The sequence below is a fragment of the Thalassolituus sp. UBA6592 genome (assembly GCF_002433655.1).
Lineage (GTDB): Bacteria > Pseudomonadota > Gammaproteobacteria > Pseudomonadales > Oceanobacteraceae > Venatoribacter.
The window spans coordinates 14,727-32,019 of sequence record NZ_DJIO01000038.1 but is presented as its reverse complement, the minus strand read 5'-3'; the positions used below and the strand labels follow the sequence as shown (position 1 = coordinate 32,019).

The following is a 17,293-nucleotide window of genomic DNA, read 5'->3' as shown; positions in this document are numbered from 1 at the left end:
ATCCGGTGAATCGCAATGCTGCTCCGCTTAAGTGAACAGCATTGCGGCATTGCCGGGTTTTTTTATGTCTGCTGATGTGTGTGCGTTACTTTTCCGCGTGCAGCATCAGGTAGAGGCCAATCACGGCAGCAGGGATATTGCCGCACATCTGGTCTGACAGTTCGACATCTTCGTCGATATCCGCCATTTCCGGCTCATCCATAAACAGGCCTGAGGCATACATGATCGGGAACAGGTGTTGGGCAACGTCATCTTCGTTGCGCTTGTACCATTCCTCTTCCTGTAACAGGACTGTGGTCATGTAACCCATGGCCCAGCTTTCCAGCGGCGGTTCGCCTTCTTCATCCATTAATGTCAGATCGGCGGGTACCGGGAAATCCTGGCCGGAATCCAGCCATGCCTGAATTTCTTTACTGAGTTTGATCAGCAGAGACTTCAGCTGTTCGTATTCTGCGCTGGTAAAGCCGGTCTTTTCATCAAAAGCAGCCTCCAGTACCTGTTGCAGTTCAAAATCGACCGGGCCTGAAATCAGCGCGGTCATCAGGCCGTGAACGGCAAAGAAGTCGAAACTGTCCTGGCGCTCGGCTTCGTCTTCGAGCATTACGCCAAGGGTTTCCAGTTCGTCTTCACTGAGGGATGGGATACTATTGAGGTCTGTCATACTTCACTCCTGAAACTGGTGCCAATCCTAGTGACCACACGCGCTTCCCGCAAGCAGGAATTTGTTCTGCCCCTCGGTAATGATGAGATCCGCATCATCGTCTCAGCTCAGCGCCGCAAGAGCATGCGCCTGGCCTTAACCAAAGAGGGCGATGTGGATCTGCGCATTCCACTGGGATGCTCAAAGCAGGAGGTGCTGACTTTCGTGCGCAAACACGAAGACTGGTTGCTGCGTCAGCGCCACGAATTTCACCAGCATAACCGTCAGCAGCAAAGCGGCGTGTACGTTCGTGGCCGGGAACTGCCTTGGGAAATCAGCGCGCTGGATGAGTTTCTGGTGACAGACCATGCCGTTTGGGTGCCGGCTGACTGGTCTCAGGCGGAACGCGAAAGCGCTCTGGATCAATGGCTCAGAGCTGAGGCCAAAACCGAATACCGGCTGATGATCGAGCGCTGGTGGCCAGCATTTGCTGATTTTGCTGAACAGCGCCCGACGTTGCGGGTGAAGAAAATGCGCAGTCGCTGGGGCAGCCTGTCACAGAAGGGTTATATCAATCTTAATCTGGCACTGATGCAGATGCCGGAAGCCCTGATGGAGCTGGTGGTGGTGCATGAACTGTGTCACCTGAAGCACTTTGATCATGGCCCCGGATTTAAGCGTCTGATGACGGCCTGTCTGCCGGACTGGCGGCAGCGGGAAAATGAGCTGAAAGCTTTTTCCCGACTGATCCGCTACTGAGTTGCCTGCCTGTTTCTCACTGTGCTCCGGTATCCGGTTAAGCTTCAGCGCTTCTTCACACTCTGATTAATCCAAAGCTGTGAATACCAGTAGTACCAGCCTTTATGCGCTTTGCTTGGCGCGGTACAGTTATAGCGGCTGCGCCCACCAGGCATAGGCCTGGCCGCCTGGGTGCTGACTTTCAGCAGTTCGCCGTTTTCTGTTTTTTCCTGCGTCTTTTCGGTGGCAATGGCCCCTTCGCTGCTGGCAAAACATTGCACCTGTGATGGGTAAAAATCCTGCAGGGGAATAGCCAGTGTTAATGCCGGCATATTGGCATCTGCCAGCACCGGCTGCTGCAACTGTTCGGGGCCGATCGCGAACGGCATGGTATACAGCTTGGTGCGCAGCGTCTCCGGGTTGGCGTACACGCCGGCTGCCGGGAAGCGCGGAATGGCCTGCATATGGGAGATTTTCGCTACTGGTCCGGAGTGCTGGCCAAACGCCAGATAGTTATGAGCTTTCAGCCAATCGATCATTTCCAGATTAAATTCGCCATAAGGGTAGGCCAGCATACGGTGGCTGGTGCCCAGCTCATCCTCTAAGCGCCGTTCTGCTTCACCGACTTCCATCGTCATCCATTCATCAACGCTCACGCCGTTTGGGCGTTCGATCAGGTAGTTGTGATGCATGGAGTGATTGGCAACGACGTTACCGGCGTCCTGCAGTTCTTTCAGCTCATCCCAAGTCATGATGCTGGAGTATTTCTGATCCACAAAAGCCGGATTGACGAATACGGTAAAGGGCCATTTGCGCGCTTTAAGTAACGGCCAGGCCTGGGTGTACACCGAACGGTAAGCATCGTCGAAGGTGATGGCCACAGCCTTTTCCGGCAGAGCGTCTCCGGCCTGAATTCTGGTCATGGCATCGGCGAGGTCAACAACCTGCATGCCTTCGTCTTCAAGCAGCTGCAGATGTTCGGCAAATTTTGCCGGACTGATGCTGGTGGCGGCTGGTGTACTGTCGTCCACATGGTGATATTGCAGAATCACCAGCTGGGCCCAGGCCGGGCTGGTGGACAGAAGAAAAAGCAGAGGGATCAGTTTTTTTATCATGAGTATCGTGTTTTCAATCGTTGAAAAGCCGCCTGTATGCGGCAGAAATGGCTTTCATCGCCACCCCGGTCCGGATGGTGCTGCATGGCCAGACGGCGATATTGTTGTCTTATCTGTTGGTTGGTAACCGGTTCTGAGAGTTCCAGTAAATCGAGATCGTCCTGCTGATTCTCCGGAATCAGCATCTTCTGCCAGAAGCTGTTGAGCATCTGTTCTATGTCATCCTGCTCTGTGTGCAGATTCTGCAGATCAAGGTAATAAGCCGCCAAAGCATCGTGTTGTGCCACACCGGTGGCGGAGTGATCCGGGTGAAAGGCGATACGGCGGATCGACAGCGCAGAGATTTCCAGATCAGCGCTATTGCTCTGCTGCCATTGCTCACGCAGGCGGTAAAGACAGTGCATGAGGATAAAATGGCTGCGGAACATCAGCACCGGGTCCTGCAACGCATCAGTGCGGAAAATCGCCTGCTCAGGGGCCTGCAGCCAGCGCATCAGCTCATACTCGCTGATCGCTTCGCCGGAGGACAGAATACGCTCCAGCAGGGCAATCAGAGCACTGAAATCAAGGGCTTGGTGGAGGCTGTCAGCGGACAGATCAGAATCAGACATAGGGCTATGCTAGGCCTTAATGGCGAGAAAACCAATCCTCTGTGGTGCGGAATGCTGCTGGCGTGTTTCAGTGATTGTTATCACCCGGGTCGGTGTCTTCAATCAGACGTCGGGCAAAGGCCGGCAGATAGCGTTTGGCACGGTTCAGACGCGCGGAAACCGTGTGATAGCGACGGCGCAGGTCGCGCAGCCAATGACGCATAAACGGCAGACTGCTGACCAGCATAGACAGACCCTGAACGATCAGGATAATGCCGAGAGGAATTGGCATTGGCGTGATAATAAGCCCGAGCAGTACCAGAAAGCTGCCGGCAATAATCGACAGATAGCGGGCCAGATGACGGTGGATCATGATGTTTTCAGGTCCAGGTGAGTCAGAATCCCTGACGTTCAGTTAAGCTGACAGCAAAGTGTTGCGATCAGATGACGGGCCACATAAGGAACAGCAAAGAAAAGTATGGCAGACACAGAAAAAAAGCCGTTGCCGAAGCGGGCACATCTGATAACGCCCCAGGGCGAGCAGGCATTAAAAGACGAGTACGAATTTCTCTGGCGTAAAGAACGTCCGCGGGTGACTCAGGAAGTATCTGACGCAGCCAAGCAGGGGGACCGTTCGGAAAATGCCGAATACATTTATGGTAAGAAGCGTCTGCGCCAGATCGACGGGCGTCTGCGTTTTCTGAAGAAGCGGCTGGAAATCGTAACTGTGGTTGACCGCTTGCCGGCAGATCTCAGCAAAGTGTATTTCGGTGCCTGGATTGAGCTGGAAGATGAAGCTGAAGCCATACACCGCTATCGCATTGTTGGCGAAGACGAGATTGATCTGAAGCGCGGCTACATCAGTGTGGATGCGCCGCTGGCCCGCGGGCTGATGGGCAAGGCGCTGGATGACGAAGTCAGTGTGCGTCTGCCGAAAGGGGAAGAAACCTATTTTATTGTCGCTGTTCATTATCAGCAGCCGGCATGGGATACCGGCGGGACATCCACCGCTGTATTTGAAGAACGCGACTGAACGTCATCCTGTCAGGCAGGAGAGCGGGCATCTGCTAGGCTTTCTGATAAACGCCGTGCTACTGGTCGCGCGGCGTACAGGAGGTAAGAATGGTAAAGCGCTGCTCTCTCGTGGCTTTCACCCTGATGGCGCTGGTATCGCCCGCTCTTATGGCGCAGACATCTGTCAGTGCCCCGGCGGAAGACGATAAGCTGGCAAAGGACATCTACAAACTGCCGGTGGCAATCAATGCCGTCAGCCGGGTCTGCCCATGGCGTTCAAATGCCGGGCAGGGCTATATCCGTCTTATCCGTACCGACGCCCTGGCGGGACATCATCTGTATCTGCAATGGATCCGCCGTGGTATCGCAGGGTCACCGACCCAGGCCACCTCCACGGTTGCAGTCAAAGAACTGATGAGCGATTACGAAGTAAAATTCGATATGCCGCAGGCAACGCTTGGGCAGGATGCCTGTATGCTGTCAGCCATCGGCGAAGACGTCACCAGTGAGCGCCGTTATCGCTTCGATTTTGTGCTGAAAGGTCCGGGGGATTATAAGCTCGGGGTCACCCACCTGCTGGAAGGTGGGTTGTAGTGAATAGTGCAGTGTCTGTAGCGGGCTTTAGTGGGTTTTAGTAGGCTCAGCCCGATGGTTAATCGAGCTGAACAACATCCAGACGGGTAAACAGATGGGATTTTTCCTGTTTATCCTGCAGGGTTTCAAAGTCGAACAGTTCGCGGTCACCGAGTTGTGACGGTGCCACATTGCACACCGCGGCGAAGATATTCTCACTGCGTCCTGGCTGTTCTTTCTCCCACTGCGCCAGCATCATCTTGATATTCTGACGTTGCAGATTGTCCTGCGAACCACACAGGTTACAGGGGATGATCGGAAATTCCCGTGCCGCTGCAAATTTCTCGATGTCTTTCTCTTTGCAATAGGCCAGCGGGCGGATCAGTACATGCTTCTGGTCATCGCTCAGCAGCTTAGGTGGCATGGCTTTCAGCTTGCCGCCATGGAACATGTTCAGAAACAGGGTTTCGATGATGTCGTCACGGTGGTGGCCAAGCGCAATCTTGTTGGCGCCGATACTTTCGGCAAAGCCATACAGAGTGCCACGGCGCAGGCGTGAGCACAGGCCACAGGTGGTTTTGCCTTCCGGAACGATCTCTTTCACTACACTGTATGTATCTTTTTCAACAATGTGGTATTCAATGCCCAGTTTACTCAGATACTCCGGCAGGATATGTTCCGGAAAGCCGGGTTGCTTCTGATCCATGTTCACTGCGACCAGCTCAAAGTTGACCGGTGCGCTTTTCTGCAGACTCATCAGAATATCGAGCATGGTGTAGGAGTCCTTTCCGCCGGAAAGACACACCATTACCTTATCGCCTTCTTCTATCATGCGATAATCTTCGATAGCTTTACCCACGTTACGGCGCAGGCGTTTCTGCAGTTTGTTGAATTCGGTGCGCTCTTTACGTGCGCCAGGATCTTCAGTCATAACTCGTCCGGATTTGCCAGCCAGTGGGCGGCAGTGAAACAAGCCGCGCATTCTACCCAAGAAAAGCCAGAACGTCAGTAGCGTCGCAGACTGGGCTGGGGTTAATGCCAATTACGACTAACCTGACACCCCACTAAAGCCTGATACTAATAAGCAATTTGTCAGCCGGATTCATGTACTAAGCTTGTGGTAATTCAATCAACGCCAGGTAGCGATATGGCATGGTTTTCATCAAAGGCGAAGAAAGAGACCGCAGAGGCAAGTACCCCGGTCAAAGTCTGCAGCGTCAAAAGTGATCAGATTTCCACAGAGACTCTGAAAGTTCTGGATTTTGGCAACAAGAGGGCACCACTCGTTGTGGCTTTTGTTTCGCCGTCGCTGAATTTCAGCTCGGTAATGAGCAAAATCCGCGGTGCAATGCCATTCGCCGATAATGTGATTGGTGTAATGACCGCCGGCGAACTGAGCTCCTGTAATGCTTCTCTCTATCACGCAGCAGACGGCGACTGGGACAATATTGTTATTCAGAGCTTCAGTACTGACATTATCGCTCAAGCGACGGTGGCAACCGTTCCCCTGCACAGCGAAGATATCCGCTCAGGTAATCTGAAACTTACCAGTGCGCAGCGTATTGAAAAAATCACGGCAGAGATCAAGCAGGTCTCGGTACCTTTCCCGGTGAACTACCAGGATACGCTGGCGCTGACGTTCTTTGATGGTCTGTCGGCCAGCGAAAACTTTTTTATGCAGGCGCTCTACGCCAGTGGTCAGTTTCCCTGTTATTTCATCGGTGGTTCCGCCGGCGGCAAGCTGGATTTTAAACAGGCGTTGGTGGATGGTGGCCAGGGTGTGGTGGAAAATAAAGCCGTTGTGGTTTTTCTTAAGCTGCAGCCGGATATCCGTTACGGCATCATGAAATCGCATAACTTTAAGCGAACCAATACGTCCTTCATCGTCGCCGATGCCGATGTGAACACCCGCACAGTGCGTTCGGTAATCCGCAAAGCGGACTTCCGCATTGTGCCGATCGTTGAAGCCTTGTGCGACGAGCTGCATTGTACAGCGGATAAATTGCAGGAAAAACTGGGTAAGAAATCATTTGCTGTGGATGTTGATGGCGAATTGTTTATCCGTTCGATCGCGGCCATTAATGTAGACGAAAAGAGCATTAATTTCTTCTGCGACCTGGATTTCGGTGATGAGCTTATTCTCGCTGAGCCATCCGGTTTCGTTGATTCGACGGTTGAAGCCTACCAGAAAATGATGAAAGGCAAACCGGCTAAGCCGCTGGCGCTGCTCGCCAACGACTGCATTCTGCGTCGCCTGAATAATGCTGAAAATCTGAACGGACTGGACAGTCTGAAAGATGTGCCAACAGCGGGCTTCTCAACATTTGGTGAACTGCTTGGTTTGCACATGAATCAGACGCTGACCGCGGTGTCGTTTTTCCGTGTAGCGGATATGTCGTCCTTCTCAGATGCTTATGCTGATAATTTCCCGATACGCTATGCCGGTTTCCGCGAATACTTTCTGCGCCTTAAAATTAAGCGCAGTGAACTGATTCTGAAGTTGCAGAACACCCTGATGGATTACTTCGGTGAATACCGGAATATGTTGCAAAACATCATTATGAATTTCGATCAGGTATCCGGTTATGCAAATCAGACCGGTACGGTGTTGAAAGATATTCAGTCACGGTTTGGAACCTTCTCTGCGGATATTGAAAACCAGACCAAAGACCGTCATCAGTTGCACGATACGGTCAACAAGCTGAAAGACAGCTCTGAGGAAGTGCTGAAAATTCTCAGTGTGATCTCAGGGATTGCCGAGCAGACCAACCTGTTGGCACTTAACGCTGCCATTGAAGCTGCGCGGGCAGGGGATGCGGGTCGTGGTTTTGCTGTGGTGGCAGATGAAGTGCGTCAACTGTCGCATACCACCCAGGATAGTCTCAATAAAACCGAGAAAACCATTACCGGTGTTACCGACTCTACCGCGGCCATTCAGTTTGCCATTACTGAAACTGAAAACTTCCTCAATGCGATTCTGGAAAGCAGCGGGACTCTCAGTTCGGAACTGGAGAATCTGTTAACGTCGTCGATTTCCGCCGGTCAGCAGATCCGTGAAAACCACACCAGTATCAGCTCGGTTATGGAAGCGCTGCAGCGTATGGATTCTGATGTGGAAGTGGTCGAAAAAATGAAGACCATGGGTAAAAGCTGATCCCTTTGCCGGGCGGCTGCTGACAGTCGGTGAATGGTCAGCGGCTGTCAGAGCGGACAGAAAAACGGGCGGGCACTTTCAGTGCATCCGCCCGTTTTTATTTATATGGTTTTCGGGTATTTCAATTTTTCAGGCGGCTTCTTCGCAATCGGCTGCAAGCTCGCGATAGCGTTCACAGAACTCTTTGGTCGAAACATCGCTTTTCGGGTGGTAAAAACGCTTCCAGCACAGGGCAAAATCCTCTGCTGTTGCATTGCTTGGTAATTTGAAATCTTTGTTGCGGGCGTAAATAAACCAGGCGATGGCAGTGGCGTAGGACAGATTGGTGGTCAGTTCTGCATGGGGCTGATTGAGAAAGTCATGCTGGCTTGCCAATCCCCGTACCGTACTGGCCAGTTCCGGACTGTGTACCAGATAATCATCCCAAACGTGGCGATGCGTCAGCGCCTGAATCTGATAAATTCCCAGTCCACGCTGGCCGTCAGTGCGCAGGTGAGCGCCCAGCTTTGATTCCTGAGCGGCGGTGGCCAACAGCAACTGAGCTGCTCCGGGTGTCGAAACACCGATACGTTGCAGCGTTGGTTCAATAACCCAGCGCAGCAGCTCTTTTGCACATATTCCCATCATTTCCTCCCCTGGGCCAAAAGGGCCAACAGGTCATATTACTGACAGCTTAGAACAGAAAAACCGCCTTGTGTCGCTTTTCTACCAATGGATCAGGGCACTGGCGTCATTTTTTGCTCTGTCTTCGGGAAGTTGCATTTCCCATACCAGTTTACAGACATAAAAAAACCGGTCAGAGACCGGTTCTTATGGAGAAGAAGCGAATTATTCGTCTTCTTTAAATTCACATTCCTGAGTTTCGTTCAGGCCTGCCAGTTCATACAGAGTATCGGGATCCTGCAGAATGACTTCTTTACCCTGAGTTTCAATCAGGCCGTTCTTCTGGAAGCGGGTAAACACACGACTGATCGTTTCCACCGCCAGGCCGAGATAATTACTGATATCAACGCGGGACATCGGCAGACGGAACTGAGTCGCAGAGAAACCACGGCGCTGATAGCGCAGAGAAATATCCAGCAGGAAGGATGCTACGCGCTCTTCCGCATTTTTCTTACTCAGCAGCAGCATCATGTTCTGGTCATGACGGATTTCAGTACCCATGGTACGCATCAGCTGTTTGCGCAGATCCGGCAGATCGTCAGCCAGGCTTTCCAGCTGAGTCAGCGGAATTTCACACACCGTGGTGGTTTCCAGTGCTTTAGCGGTCAGCGGGTAGTTGCCATTGTCATAGCCGGCCAGACCAACCAGTTCAGACGCCAGGTGAAACCCTGTGATCTGCTCTTCGCCATTGCTGGCCAGCGTGTAGGTTTTCAGCGCGCCGGTGCGTACAGCAAATACGGATTGGAAGTCTTCACCCTGCTGGAACAACAACTGACCTTTCTGAATAGGGCGTCCACGACGGATGATGTCGTCCAGACGCTCCATATCGGAATCATTCAGAGACAGAGGCAGGCAAAGTGCATTCAGTGAGCAGGTCTGGCAGTGTGGCTGGGTGCCCCGTAGTGGTGCATGAGCGGCTGTCGTCGGTTTCATAGCAAGTTCCCGTTAATGACCTTACTGTCAATAAGGATTACAAAGACTAAAAGTGGGGCTCATATTCTGCCTCATAGACAAATCTGTCAAGGGCTCTGTCAGTGCTGAAACCACACGCTCCAGCCGGTCCACAGGCCGTAAACGATCAGCATAAGGCCAGCAAAACGGCGCACATGGGTGTTAGCTGAAAGACCACTGATCATGCTGCCGGCCAGTGTTGTAGCGAACAGTGCAGGCAGGGTACCGGCGCCAAATGCCAGCATGGATAATGGCCCCATCAAAGGGTCACCATTGGCGGCTACCCAGCTCAGTGTGCTATAGACGAGACCGCACGGAAGCCAGCCCCAGAGCATCCCCAGTAACAGCTGATCGCTGCTTTTTTCCGATTGCATAAAGCGCACAGTCAGCGGCTGCAGACGTTTCCATAACAGGTTACCCACCTGTTCAAAACGGGTGAGCAGCATCGACCAGCGGGCCACATAGAGACCCATCAGAATCAGCATAATGGCTGCGACAGAGCGCAGAACCAGCATGAGAATATGATTCTGCTGCGCCAGCCATAAACCGGCGAAAGAAACGATCAGGCCGGCAATGGCATAACTGAATATCCGGCCGCTATTAAATAGCAGAGATGCGCGGATGCGGTGCTCGCCGGCGCGGGCGCCAATGGCGGCGGAAATACCACCACACATAACCACGCAATGGCTGGAACCGAAAACACCGAGCAGAAAGGCAGTCAGCAGAGAGAGAGGTTCAGTCATAACTCAGTCAGGCAGTTTGTCAGTGGATTCTGAATCCGCTTTTTTCAGCTCGCTGTCCTGGCGGGTAGGGAGATCATCGTCATCGAACAGAATGCGGTGTGCCGGAGAGTCCATATCATCGAACTGACCGCTTTTCACTGCCCAGAAAAATACCGCAACGGCGATACCAATCAGCAGAATAGAAAGCGGAACCAGCGCGTAAATAATATCCATAAACGAAAAGACCTATACCTGAGAATCATCGCGTGCACCCGGCAGGCGGGTGAGCCGCAGAGCATTGGTCACTACCAGCAGTGAACTGAGTGACATGCCAATGGCAGCTGCCCAGGGCGGAATATAGCCTGCGGCAGCAACCGGCAGAGCGATCAGATTGTACAGTAAAGCCCAGCCGATGTTCTGCATGATTATGCGGCGGGTTTTAGCGGCACCATCGATGGCAGCCAGCAGGGTTTCCAGCCGGCCATTGGTGAGCATGGCGTCAGCGTTGGTTTTGGCCAGATCTGAGGCTTCGTTCACTGCCAGGGCGATATCAGCTCCGGCCAGCACAGGAACGTCGTTAATGCCGTCGCCGACCATCATCACGATTTCCCCTTGCTGCTGCCATTGGCGTACCGCTGCAAGTTTCTCTTCCGGCGAAACACCACGACGGACATCATCAATGCCCAGTTGTTGCGCCAGGCGCGGACCTGCTTCACCCGGGTCGCCGGTTAGTAACGAAACCTGAATACCGCGGTCCATAAGGCCATCAATCAGCCGGTCGGCTTGACGCCGTACGCTGTCATCAAGGCGGAACCAGCCCAAAGGCTGTTCATCATTAGCCAGCAGCAGCCACTGCCCGCTGGCACGGCGATCTGGTTCTGCCGGTGTATTCTCTGGCCAGGCAAAGTCAGCGTGACCGAGGCGCAGCGATTGTGATTGCCATAAACCAATGATGCCTTTGCCGGGAATTTGTTCGACCTGACTCACATCGGCGCAATCAGCACGACGGAAGGCACGGGCGATGGGGTGAGTAGAATGACGCTCAAGCCCTGCAGCGAGGGATTCCAGCTGCTCTTTGCCGATGTCCGCCAGAGGAATAACGTCTTCCAGTGTCAGGCGTCCCTGGGTCAGGGTACCGGTTTTATCGAACACCACGCGGTTCACCTTGTTCAGTACTTCCAGCACGTGGCCCTTACTGATCAGCAGGCCGCGTTCGCGCAACGTGGCGGTGGCGGCGGTGAGTGCGGTTGGCGTTGCCAGCGACAGCGCGCAGGGGCAGGTAACAACCAGCACACTGAGCGCAATAAAGAAGGCATCGGCATTGCCGGCCAGCCACCAGTAGCTGAATACAGAAACCGATACGATCAGCACCGCCAGTACAAAGCGGCTGGCGACCGTGTCAGCGATTAAAGCAATGCGTGGCTTTTCCTGCTGCGCACGGTCCATCAGACGCATAATGGTCGACAGCTGGGCTTCGGCCCCGGTGGCAGTCACTTTCATCAGCAGTGGGCTTTCCACATTGAACGTACCGCCAATCAGCTGGCTGCCATTTTCCTTACGGATCGGCAGGTATTCGCCGGTGAGGGCGGCTTCATCAACGGAGCTGCGGCCTTCCAGCACCACACCATCGGCGGGAATGGCGTGGCCGGGTTTCAGGCGCAGAATATCGCCAACACGGATGTCTTCGCTGGCGATTACCTCTTCACTGCCGTCTTCAGCTACTTTCAGCGCCACGTTGGGCAGCAGAGTCATCAGATTGTTGCCGGCTTTACCCATGCGGTGGCGGGCGCGCATTTCCAGAAAGCGGCCGAGCAGCAGGAAAAAGGTGAACATGCAGACCGAGTCGAAGTACACCTCTTTGCCATGATTCATGGTGCTCCAGATGCTGGCGCAGAAGGCGAGGAAAATCGCCAGCGATACCGGCACGTCCATGGTCAGATGGCGGGTGCGCAGATCGCGGAGCGCCGCCTGAAAAAACGGGAAAGCGCCATACAGCACGACTGGCAACGTCAGTACCAGCGACGCCATGCGCATAAAGAATTCGTATTGATCCGCCATCCCGACATAAAGTGGTACAGCGATCATCATCACCTGCATCATGCCGATGCCGGCGACGGCCAAACGACGGATCGCCTGCTTACCTTCGCGTGAGCGCTGTTCTTCCTGCTCGGTGGCAGAAAAAGGAGAGGCTTTATAGCCCAGCCGGTAAATGGCTTCGGCAATGCTGGAGACGGCAATACGGTCGTACTGCCAGCGCACCACCAGACGGTGGTTGGACAGGTTCAATACTGCCTGCTCAACGCCGGGCAGCTGATTCACCCGGTGTTCGATCAGCCAGGCACAGGCGGCACAACTGATGCCGTCAATAATGAAGGTGGCTTCTGCCAGATCAGCGTTTTCACCCTGATTGCGCGCCACAAATCTGCGTTGCAGGGCGTCGCTGTCGTACAGAGTCAGGGATTCGCGGGCGGTGAGGTCACTGTCTTCGAATTCTGCCGGTGTCAGTTCCGGCAATTCGGTACGGTGTTTGTAATAGTCTTTCAGGCCACTGGCGACGATGGTTTCGGCAATGGCTTTACAGCCCGGACAGCACATAGCCCGGGGCTGGCCATCAATAACGACTGACCAGCGTTCGCCGTCTGCACCAGGTTCACCACAGTGAAAGCAGAGATTATCTTGTGGACTCAGAGTCATTGCGCCTGAATATGAATCGCTTTACCGGCTTCGATCAGTTCAGTGGTGCGGATACGCCAGCCCTGTTCAGGACTTTCCAGCCAGATATGGCGGCGTTCCGGCAGTGGTACTTCATTCACACCAGCGTACTCACCGGATGGCAGGCGCTGCAGCAGAACCGTCTGATCGCGGTCTTCAATGGTCGGATGAATCAGGCGCAGGCTCAGAGTATTCGGATATTCATCGAAATAACCACTGAGAGTGAGGCGAATTTCGTCTTCTGTGAAGGTTGCGTCTGCGCTTGCCTGTAAACGCATTGCCGCTTCATGCACCTCTTTATTTTCGGTGTAGCTGACGCCGTCTTTGTAATAGCTGTCAGACACCAGAGAGTCACTGCCGGTCATGGCCAGATTCAGCATCACCATGCCCCAGCCAATGGCCAGTAACGGAATACCGGCGACCAGATAAAACATAGGCTCTTTGTACCAGCGGCTATGGGATTCAGCGGACTTCATAGAATGTAACCTGTGGGGCAAATAAAAAACCGCCCAAGTGTACCACTTGGGCGGTCAGTCTCCAGTCAGCTTTTGTCAGAATTTCTGATTAAAGCCTCTGGTCTTATGCTTTACTGACGCGGCGCAATAAAGCGGGTCTCTTCGCGTTCAATTTCTTCACCGCTGGCCGGGTCGCTGACCACAAATTCCACATCAACTTTAGTGGCTTTCAGGTTGGCAACTTCCGGATCCATTTCCAGTGTGACCAGCACTTCTTTCAGTTCATTTACTTTCAGGAACTGGTGCTCATCAGCGTCCATGGTAATACCTTCCGGAGCGGACAGTGTCAGCAGATATTCACGGTCGCTCTGCGACATGTTCATCAGCTTCACGGTGTACGAGTTGGTCACTGTGTCATTCACAGTCCACTGGTACAGGGCACCACGGTCACGTTCGATATCGAGACGGAAACCGGTACGGGTCATCAGTGCATAGGAGAAGGCGGTCAGCATCACCAGCATCACAACGGCATAACCAACCAGACGCGGACGGAAGAAATGTGTCTTCTGACCTTCCAGTTCGTTTTCTGTGGTGTAGCGCACCAGACCTTTTGGTTTATTCAGTTTCTCCATGATGGAGTCACAGGCATCCACACACAGTGCGCAACCGATACACTGATACTGCATACCGTCACGGATATCGATGCCGGTCGGACACACCTGCACACACAGCGAGCAGTCAACACAGTCACCAAGAGTGTTCTGTTGTTCTGCATCTGCTGCTTTTTTGCTGCGTTTACCGCGTGGTTCACCACGGTTGTAGTCGTAAGACACGGCCAGGGTGTCGCGGTCGTACATGACAGACTGGAAGCGGGCGTAAGGGCACATGTAGATACATACCTGCTCACGCATCCAGCCGGCATTCAGATAAGTCAGTACGGTAAAAATGCCGATCCAGATATACGCCCAGTGGTTGGCGGCCATCTGGAAAAAGTCCGGGATCAGTTCGCGGATCGGGGTGAAATAGCCGACGAAGGTAACACCGGTCCAGAAAGCGACGAACAGCCAGAGGATATGTTTCAGCGCTTTTTTGCGTAATTTAGTGCCGGACATCGGCTCGTTATCGAGCTTAATACGGGCGTTGCGGCTGCCTTCGGTTTTTTCTTCAATCCACATGAAAATAAAAGACCATGCAGACTGAGGACAGGTATAACCACACCAGATACGGCCGGCGAGGTTAGTAATGGTAAACAGACCGAACGCGGAAATAATCAGCAGCCAGGACAGCAGCATAAAATCCTGCGGCCAGAAGGTGATGCCAAGCACGTGGAACTGACGGGCAGGGAGGTCAAATAACACCGCCTGTCGTCCTTCCCATGTCAGCCATGCGGTACCGAAATAAGCGAGCATTAATGCCCACAGAGTCCAGGTTCTTAATTTCTGAAAAACCCCCTGAATTTCACGTACGTAAATCTTTTTACGTTTCTCGTACATGCTCTGGGTTTTGGGTTCGACGTTTTTGACCGGAATATTACTCATAACGGCAAATCACCTTGGGTTGAGAGTGCAGAACGGCGCTTTGGAAACTGACCCGATCAGGGAGCAACAGCGCTCTATATAACGGCTCAATTATATAGATTCTTTGGAAAGGCTATTATGAAAAAAGCGGCTAAAAGCCGCTTTTCTCAGGTTTTCTTGCCTCAGCTCAACCCTGTAAATCAGAATGATTTACAGGGCTTCGCAGATTACCGTCGATTACTCGTTAGACAGAGAGTAAACGTAGGTAGTCAGCAGGTGAATCTTGGCGTCAGCGTTGCTGCCCAGGATTTCTGCGTGTGCTGGCATCTTACCGTTACGACCGTTTTTCAGAGTGAACTCGATCTGTTTGGAAGAGCCACCGTACAGCCATACATCGTCAGTCAGGTTAGGCGCGCCCAGCAGCTGCATGCCTTTACCGTCTGCACCGTGACAGGCCGCACAGATCTGAGTGAACTGAGGAGCTGCAGCTTCAGCTGCTGCTGCATCGTGCTTCAGACCAGACAGGCTGCGAACGTACTCAACCATATTGGCGGTACCTTCATCACCCAGTACAGCGCCCCATGCAGGCATTGCGCCCTGACGACCCATAGTGATGGTCTGTTTGATCTGTTCCGGAGAACCACCATACAGCCAGTCAGTGTCAGTCAGGTTAGGGAAGCCCTGTGCGCCTTTTGCGTTGGAGCCGTGACATACAGAACAGTTGCTCTTGAACAGACGCTGACCAGACTGCAGTGCTTCTTCGTTATGAATCAGTTCAGTAACCGGAGTTGCTGCGTATTCTTCATACAGAGGAGCGATGGTCTTGTCGAATGCCTGAACTTCGGCTTTCCACTGGTTCTGAGCGGTCCAGGTTACTGGTTCGCCGTCGACTTCTACAGTCAGCAGACCGTTGAAGTTACCAAAGCCGTAAACGCCCAGATAGGCGAAGCCAAATACGATGGTGCCCCAGAACATGAACACCCACCAACGTGGCAGTGGGTTATCAAATTCCTGAATACCGTCATAGTCATGACCAGTAGTCTGGTCGGTTTCTTCTTTACGCATGCCACGGCTGGTGTACTGGATCAGTACACCGCAGCCGATGATGGAACCCAGTGTGATCACTGCGATCCATACTTGCCAGAAAGTACTTAACATAATTAATTACTCCGATCTTTATCGCCGTGCGGCCCGTTCTCATGATCTTCATCACGGAAGGGGATATGAGCATCGTCTTCGAACCGTTTTCTGCGGCTGGAGCCATAGGCCCACCAGATGATCGCAGAGAAAGCTATAAGGGCGAATACGCTGCCCAGACCGCGCACGTCGTTAATATCCATGGGATTACCGTTTAGTGATCACTGTGCCCAGGTGCTGTAAGTAAGCAACCAGAGCTTCGATTTCAGGCTTGCCGTCAACGGCGTCTTTTGCACCTTCGATGTCTTCGTCAGTGTAAGGAACACCAACGATGCGCAGAGCTTCCATCTTCTTAGGAGTCAGACGACCATCAACTTTGTCTTCGAACAGCCATGGATATGAAGGCATGATGGACTCAGGTACAACGTCACGAGGGTTGTACAGGTGAGCACGATGCCATTCGTCGGAATAACGTCCGCCGACACGGGCCAGATCCGGACCGGTACGCTTGGAACCCCACAGGAATGGGTGTTCGTAAACGCTTTCACCGGATACGGAGTATGGTCCGTAACGTTCAGTTTCCGCACGGAAAGGACGAACCATCTGTGTATGGCACACGTGGCAGCCTTCACGGATATAGATATCACGACCTTCCAGTTGCAGGGCAGTGTAAGGCTCCAGGCCTTCAACTGCTTCTGTAGTGTCTTCGTGGAAGAACAGTGGAACGATTTCAACCATGCCACCCCAGCTCAGGGCGATCACGATCATGACCACCATCAGCGGAAGGCTTCTTTCAATATTATCGTGTTTAATCATCTTCCCGACTCCTTACGCCTGAGCAGCTGCAGTGCTTTCAGTTTCTGTTTTGCCTGCGCGTACAGTTTTGTACACGTTGTATGCCATCAGCAGCATACCCAGCAGGAACAGAGCGCCACCCAGTACACGGACGACATAACCAGGGTGAGAAGCTTCTACAGATTCAACGAAGCTGTAAGTCAGAGTGCCGTCAGCGTTAACCGCACGCCACATCAGACCCTGCATGATACCGTTCACCCACATAGAAGCGATGTACAGTACGGTACCGATAGTCGCCAGCCAGAAGTGAGTGTTGATCAGCTTGATGGAGTACATCTCGCCTGCACGACGGCTGAACAAGATAGGGATCAGGTGGTACAGAGCACCGATAGATACCATAGCAACCCAGCCCAGAGCACCGGAGTGAACGTGACCAATGGTCCAGTCAGTGTTGTGAGACAGCGCGTTTACAGTCTTGATAGACATCATCGGGCCTTCGAAGGTAGACATACCGTAG

At 53.1% G+C, this 17,293-nt stretch carries 20 protein-coding genes; 4 read left to right on the top strand and 16 right to left on the bottom strand.

What is annotated here, in order from left to right:
- Positions 1–85: 85 nt before the first annotated feature.
- Entirely contained in the window at positions 86–661 is a 576-nt protein-coding gene (locus B2Z72_RS03415; protein ID WP_296982522.1) for a YecA family protein, read from the bottom strand.
- Positions 662–691: 30 nt separating this feature from the next.
- Here B2Z72_RS03415 and B2Z72_RS03410 point away from each other — a divergent pair, with 30 nt between their 5' ends.
- Complete coding sequence (locus B2Z72_RS03410; protein WP_296982525.1) at positions 692–1,399, top strand: M48 family metallopeptidase; 708 nt, start codon at positions 692–694, stop codon at positions 1,397–1,399.
- 44 nt (positions 1,400–1,443) lie between these two features.
- Here the strand turns inward: B2Z72_RS03410 and B2Z72_RS03405 are convergent, their stop codons facing one another.
- The 3 genes from B2Z72_RS03405 to B2Z72_RS03395 form a co-directional block, all read right to left on the bottom strand.
- Positions 1,444–2,493, bottom strand: a complete 1,050-nt coding sequence (locus B2Z72_RS03405) for a polysaccharide deacetylase family protein (RefSeq protein WP_296982526.1) — start codon at positions 2,491–2,493, stop codon at positions 1,444–1,446.
- Positions 2,490–3,104: a DNA-J related domain-containing protein gene (locus tag B2Z72_RS03400; RefSeq protein WP_296982528.1), complete on the bottom strand. Its 615-nt coding sequence runs from the start codon at positions 3,102–3,104 to the stop codon at positions 2,490–2,492. Before B2Z72_RS03400 ends, B2Z72_RS03405 begins: the two co-directional genes overlap by 4 nt.
- Before the next feature lie 67 nt (positions 3,105–3,171).
- Positions 3,172–3,456, bottom strand: coding sequence for a PGPGW domain-containing protein (locus tag B2Z72_RS03395; protein ID WP_296982530.1), 285 nt, complete (start codon positions 3,454–3,456; stop codon positions 3,172–3,174).
- Between the two features lie 105 nt (positions 3,457–3,561).
- Here B2Z72_RS03395 and greB point away from each other — a divergent pair, with 105 nt between their 5' ends.
- Positions 3,562–4,116 carry a transcription elongation factor GreB gene (gene greB, locus B2Z72_RS03390; protein WP_296982532.1) on the top strand — a complete coding sequence of 185 codons (555 nt, stop codon included), beginning with the start codon at positions 3,562–3,564 and terminating at the stop codon, positions 4,114–4,116.
- A gap of 89 nt (positions 4,117–4,205) precedes the next feature.
- Complete coding sequence (locus B2Z72_RS03385; RefSeq protein WP_296982534.1) at positions 4,206–4,691, top strand: hypothetical protein; 486 nt, start codon at positions 4,206–4,208, stop codon at positions 4,689–4,691.
- A gap of 58 nt (positions 4,692–4,749) precedes the next feature.
- Here the strand turns inward: B2Z72_RS03385 and ttcA are convergent, their stop codons facing one another.
- Complete coding sequence (gene ttcA / locus B2Z72_RS03380) at positions 4,750–5,601, bottom strand: tRNA 2-thiocytidine(32) synthetase TtcA (RefSeq protein ID WP_296982536.1); 852 nt, start codon at positions 5,599–5,601, stop codon at positions 4,750–4,752.
- A gap of 216 nt (positions 5,602–5,817) precedes the next feature.
- Here ttcA and B2Z72_RS03375 point away from each other — a divergent pair, with 216 nt between their 5' ends.
- Positions 5,818–7,824, top strand: coding sequence for a methyl-accepting chemotaxis protein (locus B2Z72_RS03375; protein ID WP_296982538.1), 2,007 nt, complete (start codon positions 5,818–5,820; stop codon positions 7,822–7,824).
- A gap of 129 nt (positions 7,825–7,953) precedes the next feature.
- Here the strand turns inward: B2Z72_RS03375 and B2Z72_RS03370 are convergent, their stop codons facing one another.
- The 11 genes from B2Z72_RS03370 to B2Z72_RS03320 all read right to left on the bottom strand — a co-directional run.
- Complete coding sequence (locus tag B2Z72_RS03370; protein ID WP_296982540.1) at positions 7,954–8,451, bottom strand: hypothetical protein; 498 nt, start codon at positions 8,449–8,451, stop codon at positions 7,954–7,956.
- Positions 8,452–8,652: 201 nt separating this feature from the next.
- Positions 8,653–9,420, bottom strand: a complete 768-nt coding sequence (gene fnr, locus B2Z72_RS03365) for a fumarate/nitrate reduction transcriptional regulator Fnr (RefSeq protein ID WP_296982541.1) — start codon at positions 9,418–9,420, stop codon at positions 8,653–8,655.
- Positions 9,421–9,518: 98 nt separating this feature from the next.
- The gene (locus B2Z72_RS03360; protein ID WP_296982543.1) at positions 9,519–10,181 is read right to left on the bottom strand and encodes a sulfite exporter TauE/SafE family protein; all 663 of its coding nucleotides are present in this window, start codon (positions 10,179–10,181) and stop codon (positions 9,519–9,521) included.
- 3 nt (positions 10,182–10,184) lie between these two features.
- Complete coding sequence (gene ccoS / locus B2Z72_RS03355; RefSeq protein WP_296982545.1) at positions 10,185–10,394, bottom strand: cbb3-type cytochrome oxidase assembly protein CcoS; 210 nt, start codon at positions 10,392–10,394, stop codon at positions 10,185–10,187.
- A gap of 12 nt (positions 10,395–10,406) precedes the next feature.
- Complete coding sequence (locus B2Z72_RS03350) at positions 10,407–12,854, bottom strand: heavy metal translocating P-type ATPase (RefSeq protein WP_296982546.1); 2,448 nt, start codon at positions 12,852–12,854, stop codon at positions 10,407–10,409.
- Positions 12,851–13,348: a FixH family protein gene (locus tag B2Z72_RS03345; RefSeq protein WP_296982548.1), complete on the bottom strand. Its 498-nt coding sequence runs from the start codon at positions 13,346–13,348 to the stop codon at positions 12,851–12,853. Before B2Z72_RS03345 ends, B2Z72_RS03350 begins: the two co-directional genes overlap by 4 nt.
- Positions 13,349–13,458: 110 nt before the next feature.
- Positions 13,459–14,865 carry a cytochrome c oxidase accessory protein CcoG gene (gene ccoG, locus B2Z72_RS03340; RefSeq protein WP_296982550.1) on the bottom strand — a complete coding sequence of 469 codons (1,407 nt, stop codon included), beginning with the start codon at positions 14,863–14,865 and terminating at the stop codon, positions 13,459–13,461.
- A gap of 216 nt (positions 14,866–15,081) precedes the next feature.
- Positions 15,082–16,002 (bottom strand): cytochrome-c oxidase, cbb3-type subunit III, encoded by a 921-nt coding sequence (gene ccoP, locus B2Z72_RS03335; protein ID WP_296982552.1) that lies wholly within the window; start codon positions 16,000–16,002, stop codon positions 15,082–15,084.
- 2 nt (positions 16,003–16,004) lie between these two features.
- Positions 16,005–16,184, bottom strand: coding sequence for a cbb3-type cytochrome oxidase subunit 3 (locus B2Z72_RS03330; RefSeq protein WP_296982554.1), 180 nt, complete (start codon positions 16,182–16,184; stop codon positions 16,005–16,007).
- Positions 16,185–16,188: 4 nt separating this feature from the next.
- Positions 16,189–16,797, bottom strand: coding sequence for a cytochrome-c oxidase, cbb3-type subunit II (gene ccoO, locus B2Z72_RS03325; RefSeq protein ID WP_414716361.1), 609 nt, complete (start codon positions 16,795–16,797; stop codon positions 16,189–16,191).
- A 12-nt stretch (positions 16,798–16,809) separates the two neighbouring features.
- A partial coding sequence (locus tag B2Z72_RS03320; protein WP_297004160.1) for a cbb3-type cytochrome c oxidase subunit I occupies positions 16,810–17,293 on the bottom strand: 484 nt, incomplete at its 5' end.

Excerpts from the sequence above, each read along its gene's own strand:
- ttcA (WP_296982536.1), bottom strand. The coding sequence starts at position 5,601 with ATGACTGAAGATCCTGGCGCACGTAAAGAGCGCACCGAATTCAACAAA.
- ccoO (WP_414716361.1), bottom strand. The coding sequence starts at position 16,797 with ATGATTAAACACGATAATATTGAAAGAAGCCTTCCGCTGATGGTGGTC.
- B2Z72_RS03370 (WP_296982540.1), bottom strand. The coding sequence starts at position 8,451 with ATGATGGGAATATGTGCAAAAGAGCTGCTGCGCTGGGTTATTGAACCA.
- B2Z72_RS03330 (WP_296982554.1), bottom strand. The coding sequence starts at position 16,184 with ATGGATATTAACGACGTGCGCGGTCTGGGCAGCGTATTCGCCCTTATA.
- B2Z72_RS03415 (WP_296982522.1), bottom strand. The coding sequence starts at position 661 with ATGACAGACCTCAATAGTATCCCATCCCTCAGTGAAGACGAACTGGAA.
- ccoS (WP_296982545.1), bottom strand. The coding sequence starts at position 10,394 with ATGGATATTATTTACGCGCTGGTTCCGCTTTCTATTCTGCTGATTGGT.
- B2Z72_RS03395 (WP_296982530.1), bottom strand. The coding sequence starts at position 3,456 with ATGATCCACCGTCATCTGGCCCGCTATCTGTCGATTATTGCCGGCAGC.
- B2Z72_RS03345 (WP_296982548.1), bottom strand. The coding sequence starts at position 13,348 with ATGAAGTCCGCTGAATCCCATAGCCGCTGGTACAAAGAGCCTATGTTT.
- ccoG (WP_296982550.1), bottom strand. The coding sequence starts at position 14,865 with ATGAGTAATATTCCGGTCAAAAACGTCGAACCCAAAACCCAGAGCATG.
- B2Z72_RS03350 (WP_296982546.1), bottom strand. The coding sequence starts at position 12,854 with ATGACTCTGAGTCCACAAGATAATCTCTGCTTTCACTGTGGTGAACCT.
- B2Z72_RS03385 (WP_296982534.1), top strand. The coding sequence starts at position 4,206 with ATGGTAAAGCGCTGCTCTCTCGTGGCTTTCACCCTGATGGCGCTGGTA.
- fnr (WP_296982541.1), bottom strand. The coding sequence starts at position 9,420 with ATGAAACCGACGACAGCCGCTCATGCACCACTACGGGGCACCCAGCCA.
- B2Z72_RS03405 (WP_296982526.1), bottom strand. The coding sequence starts at position 2,493 with ATGATAAAAAAACTGATCCCTCTGCTTTTTCTTCTGTCCACCAGCCCG.
- B2Z72_RS03360 (WP_296982543.1), bottom strand. The coding sequence starts at position 10,181 with ATGACTGAACCTCTCTCTCTGCTGACTGCCTTTCTGCTCGGTGTTTTC.
- B2Z72_RS03400 (WP_296982528.1), bottom strand. The coding sequence starts at position 3,104 with ATGTCTGATTCTGATCTGTCCGCTGACAGCCTCCACCAAGCCCTTGAT.
- ccoP (WP_296982552.1), bottom strand. The coding sequence starts at position 16,002 with ATGTTAAGTACTTTCTGGCAAGTATGGATCGCAGTGATCACACTGGGT.
- B2Z72_RS03375 (WP_296982538.1), top strand. The coding sequence starts at position 5,818 with ATGGCATGGTTTTCATCAAAGGCGAAGAAAGAGACCGCAGAGGCAAGT.
- greB (WP_296982532.1), top strand. The coding sequence starts at position 3,562 with ATGGCAGACACAGAAAAAAAGCCGTTGCCGAAGCGGGCACATCTGATA.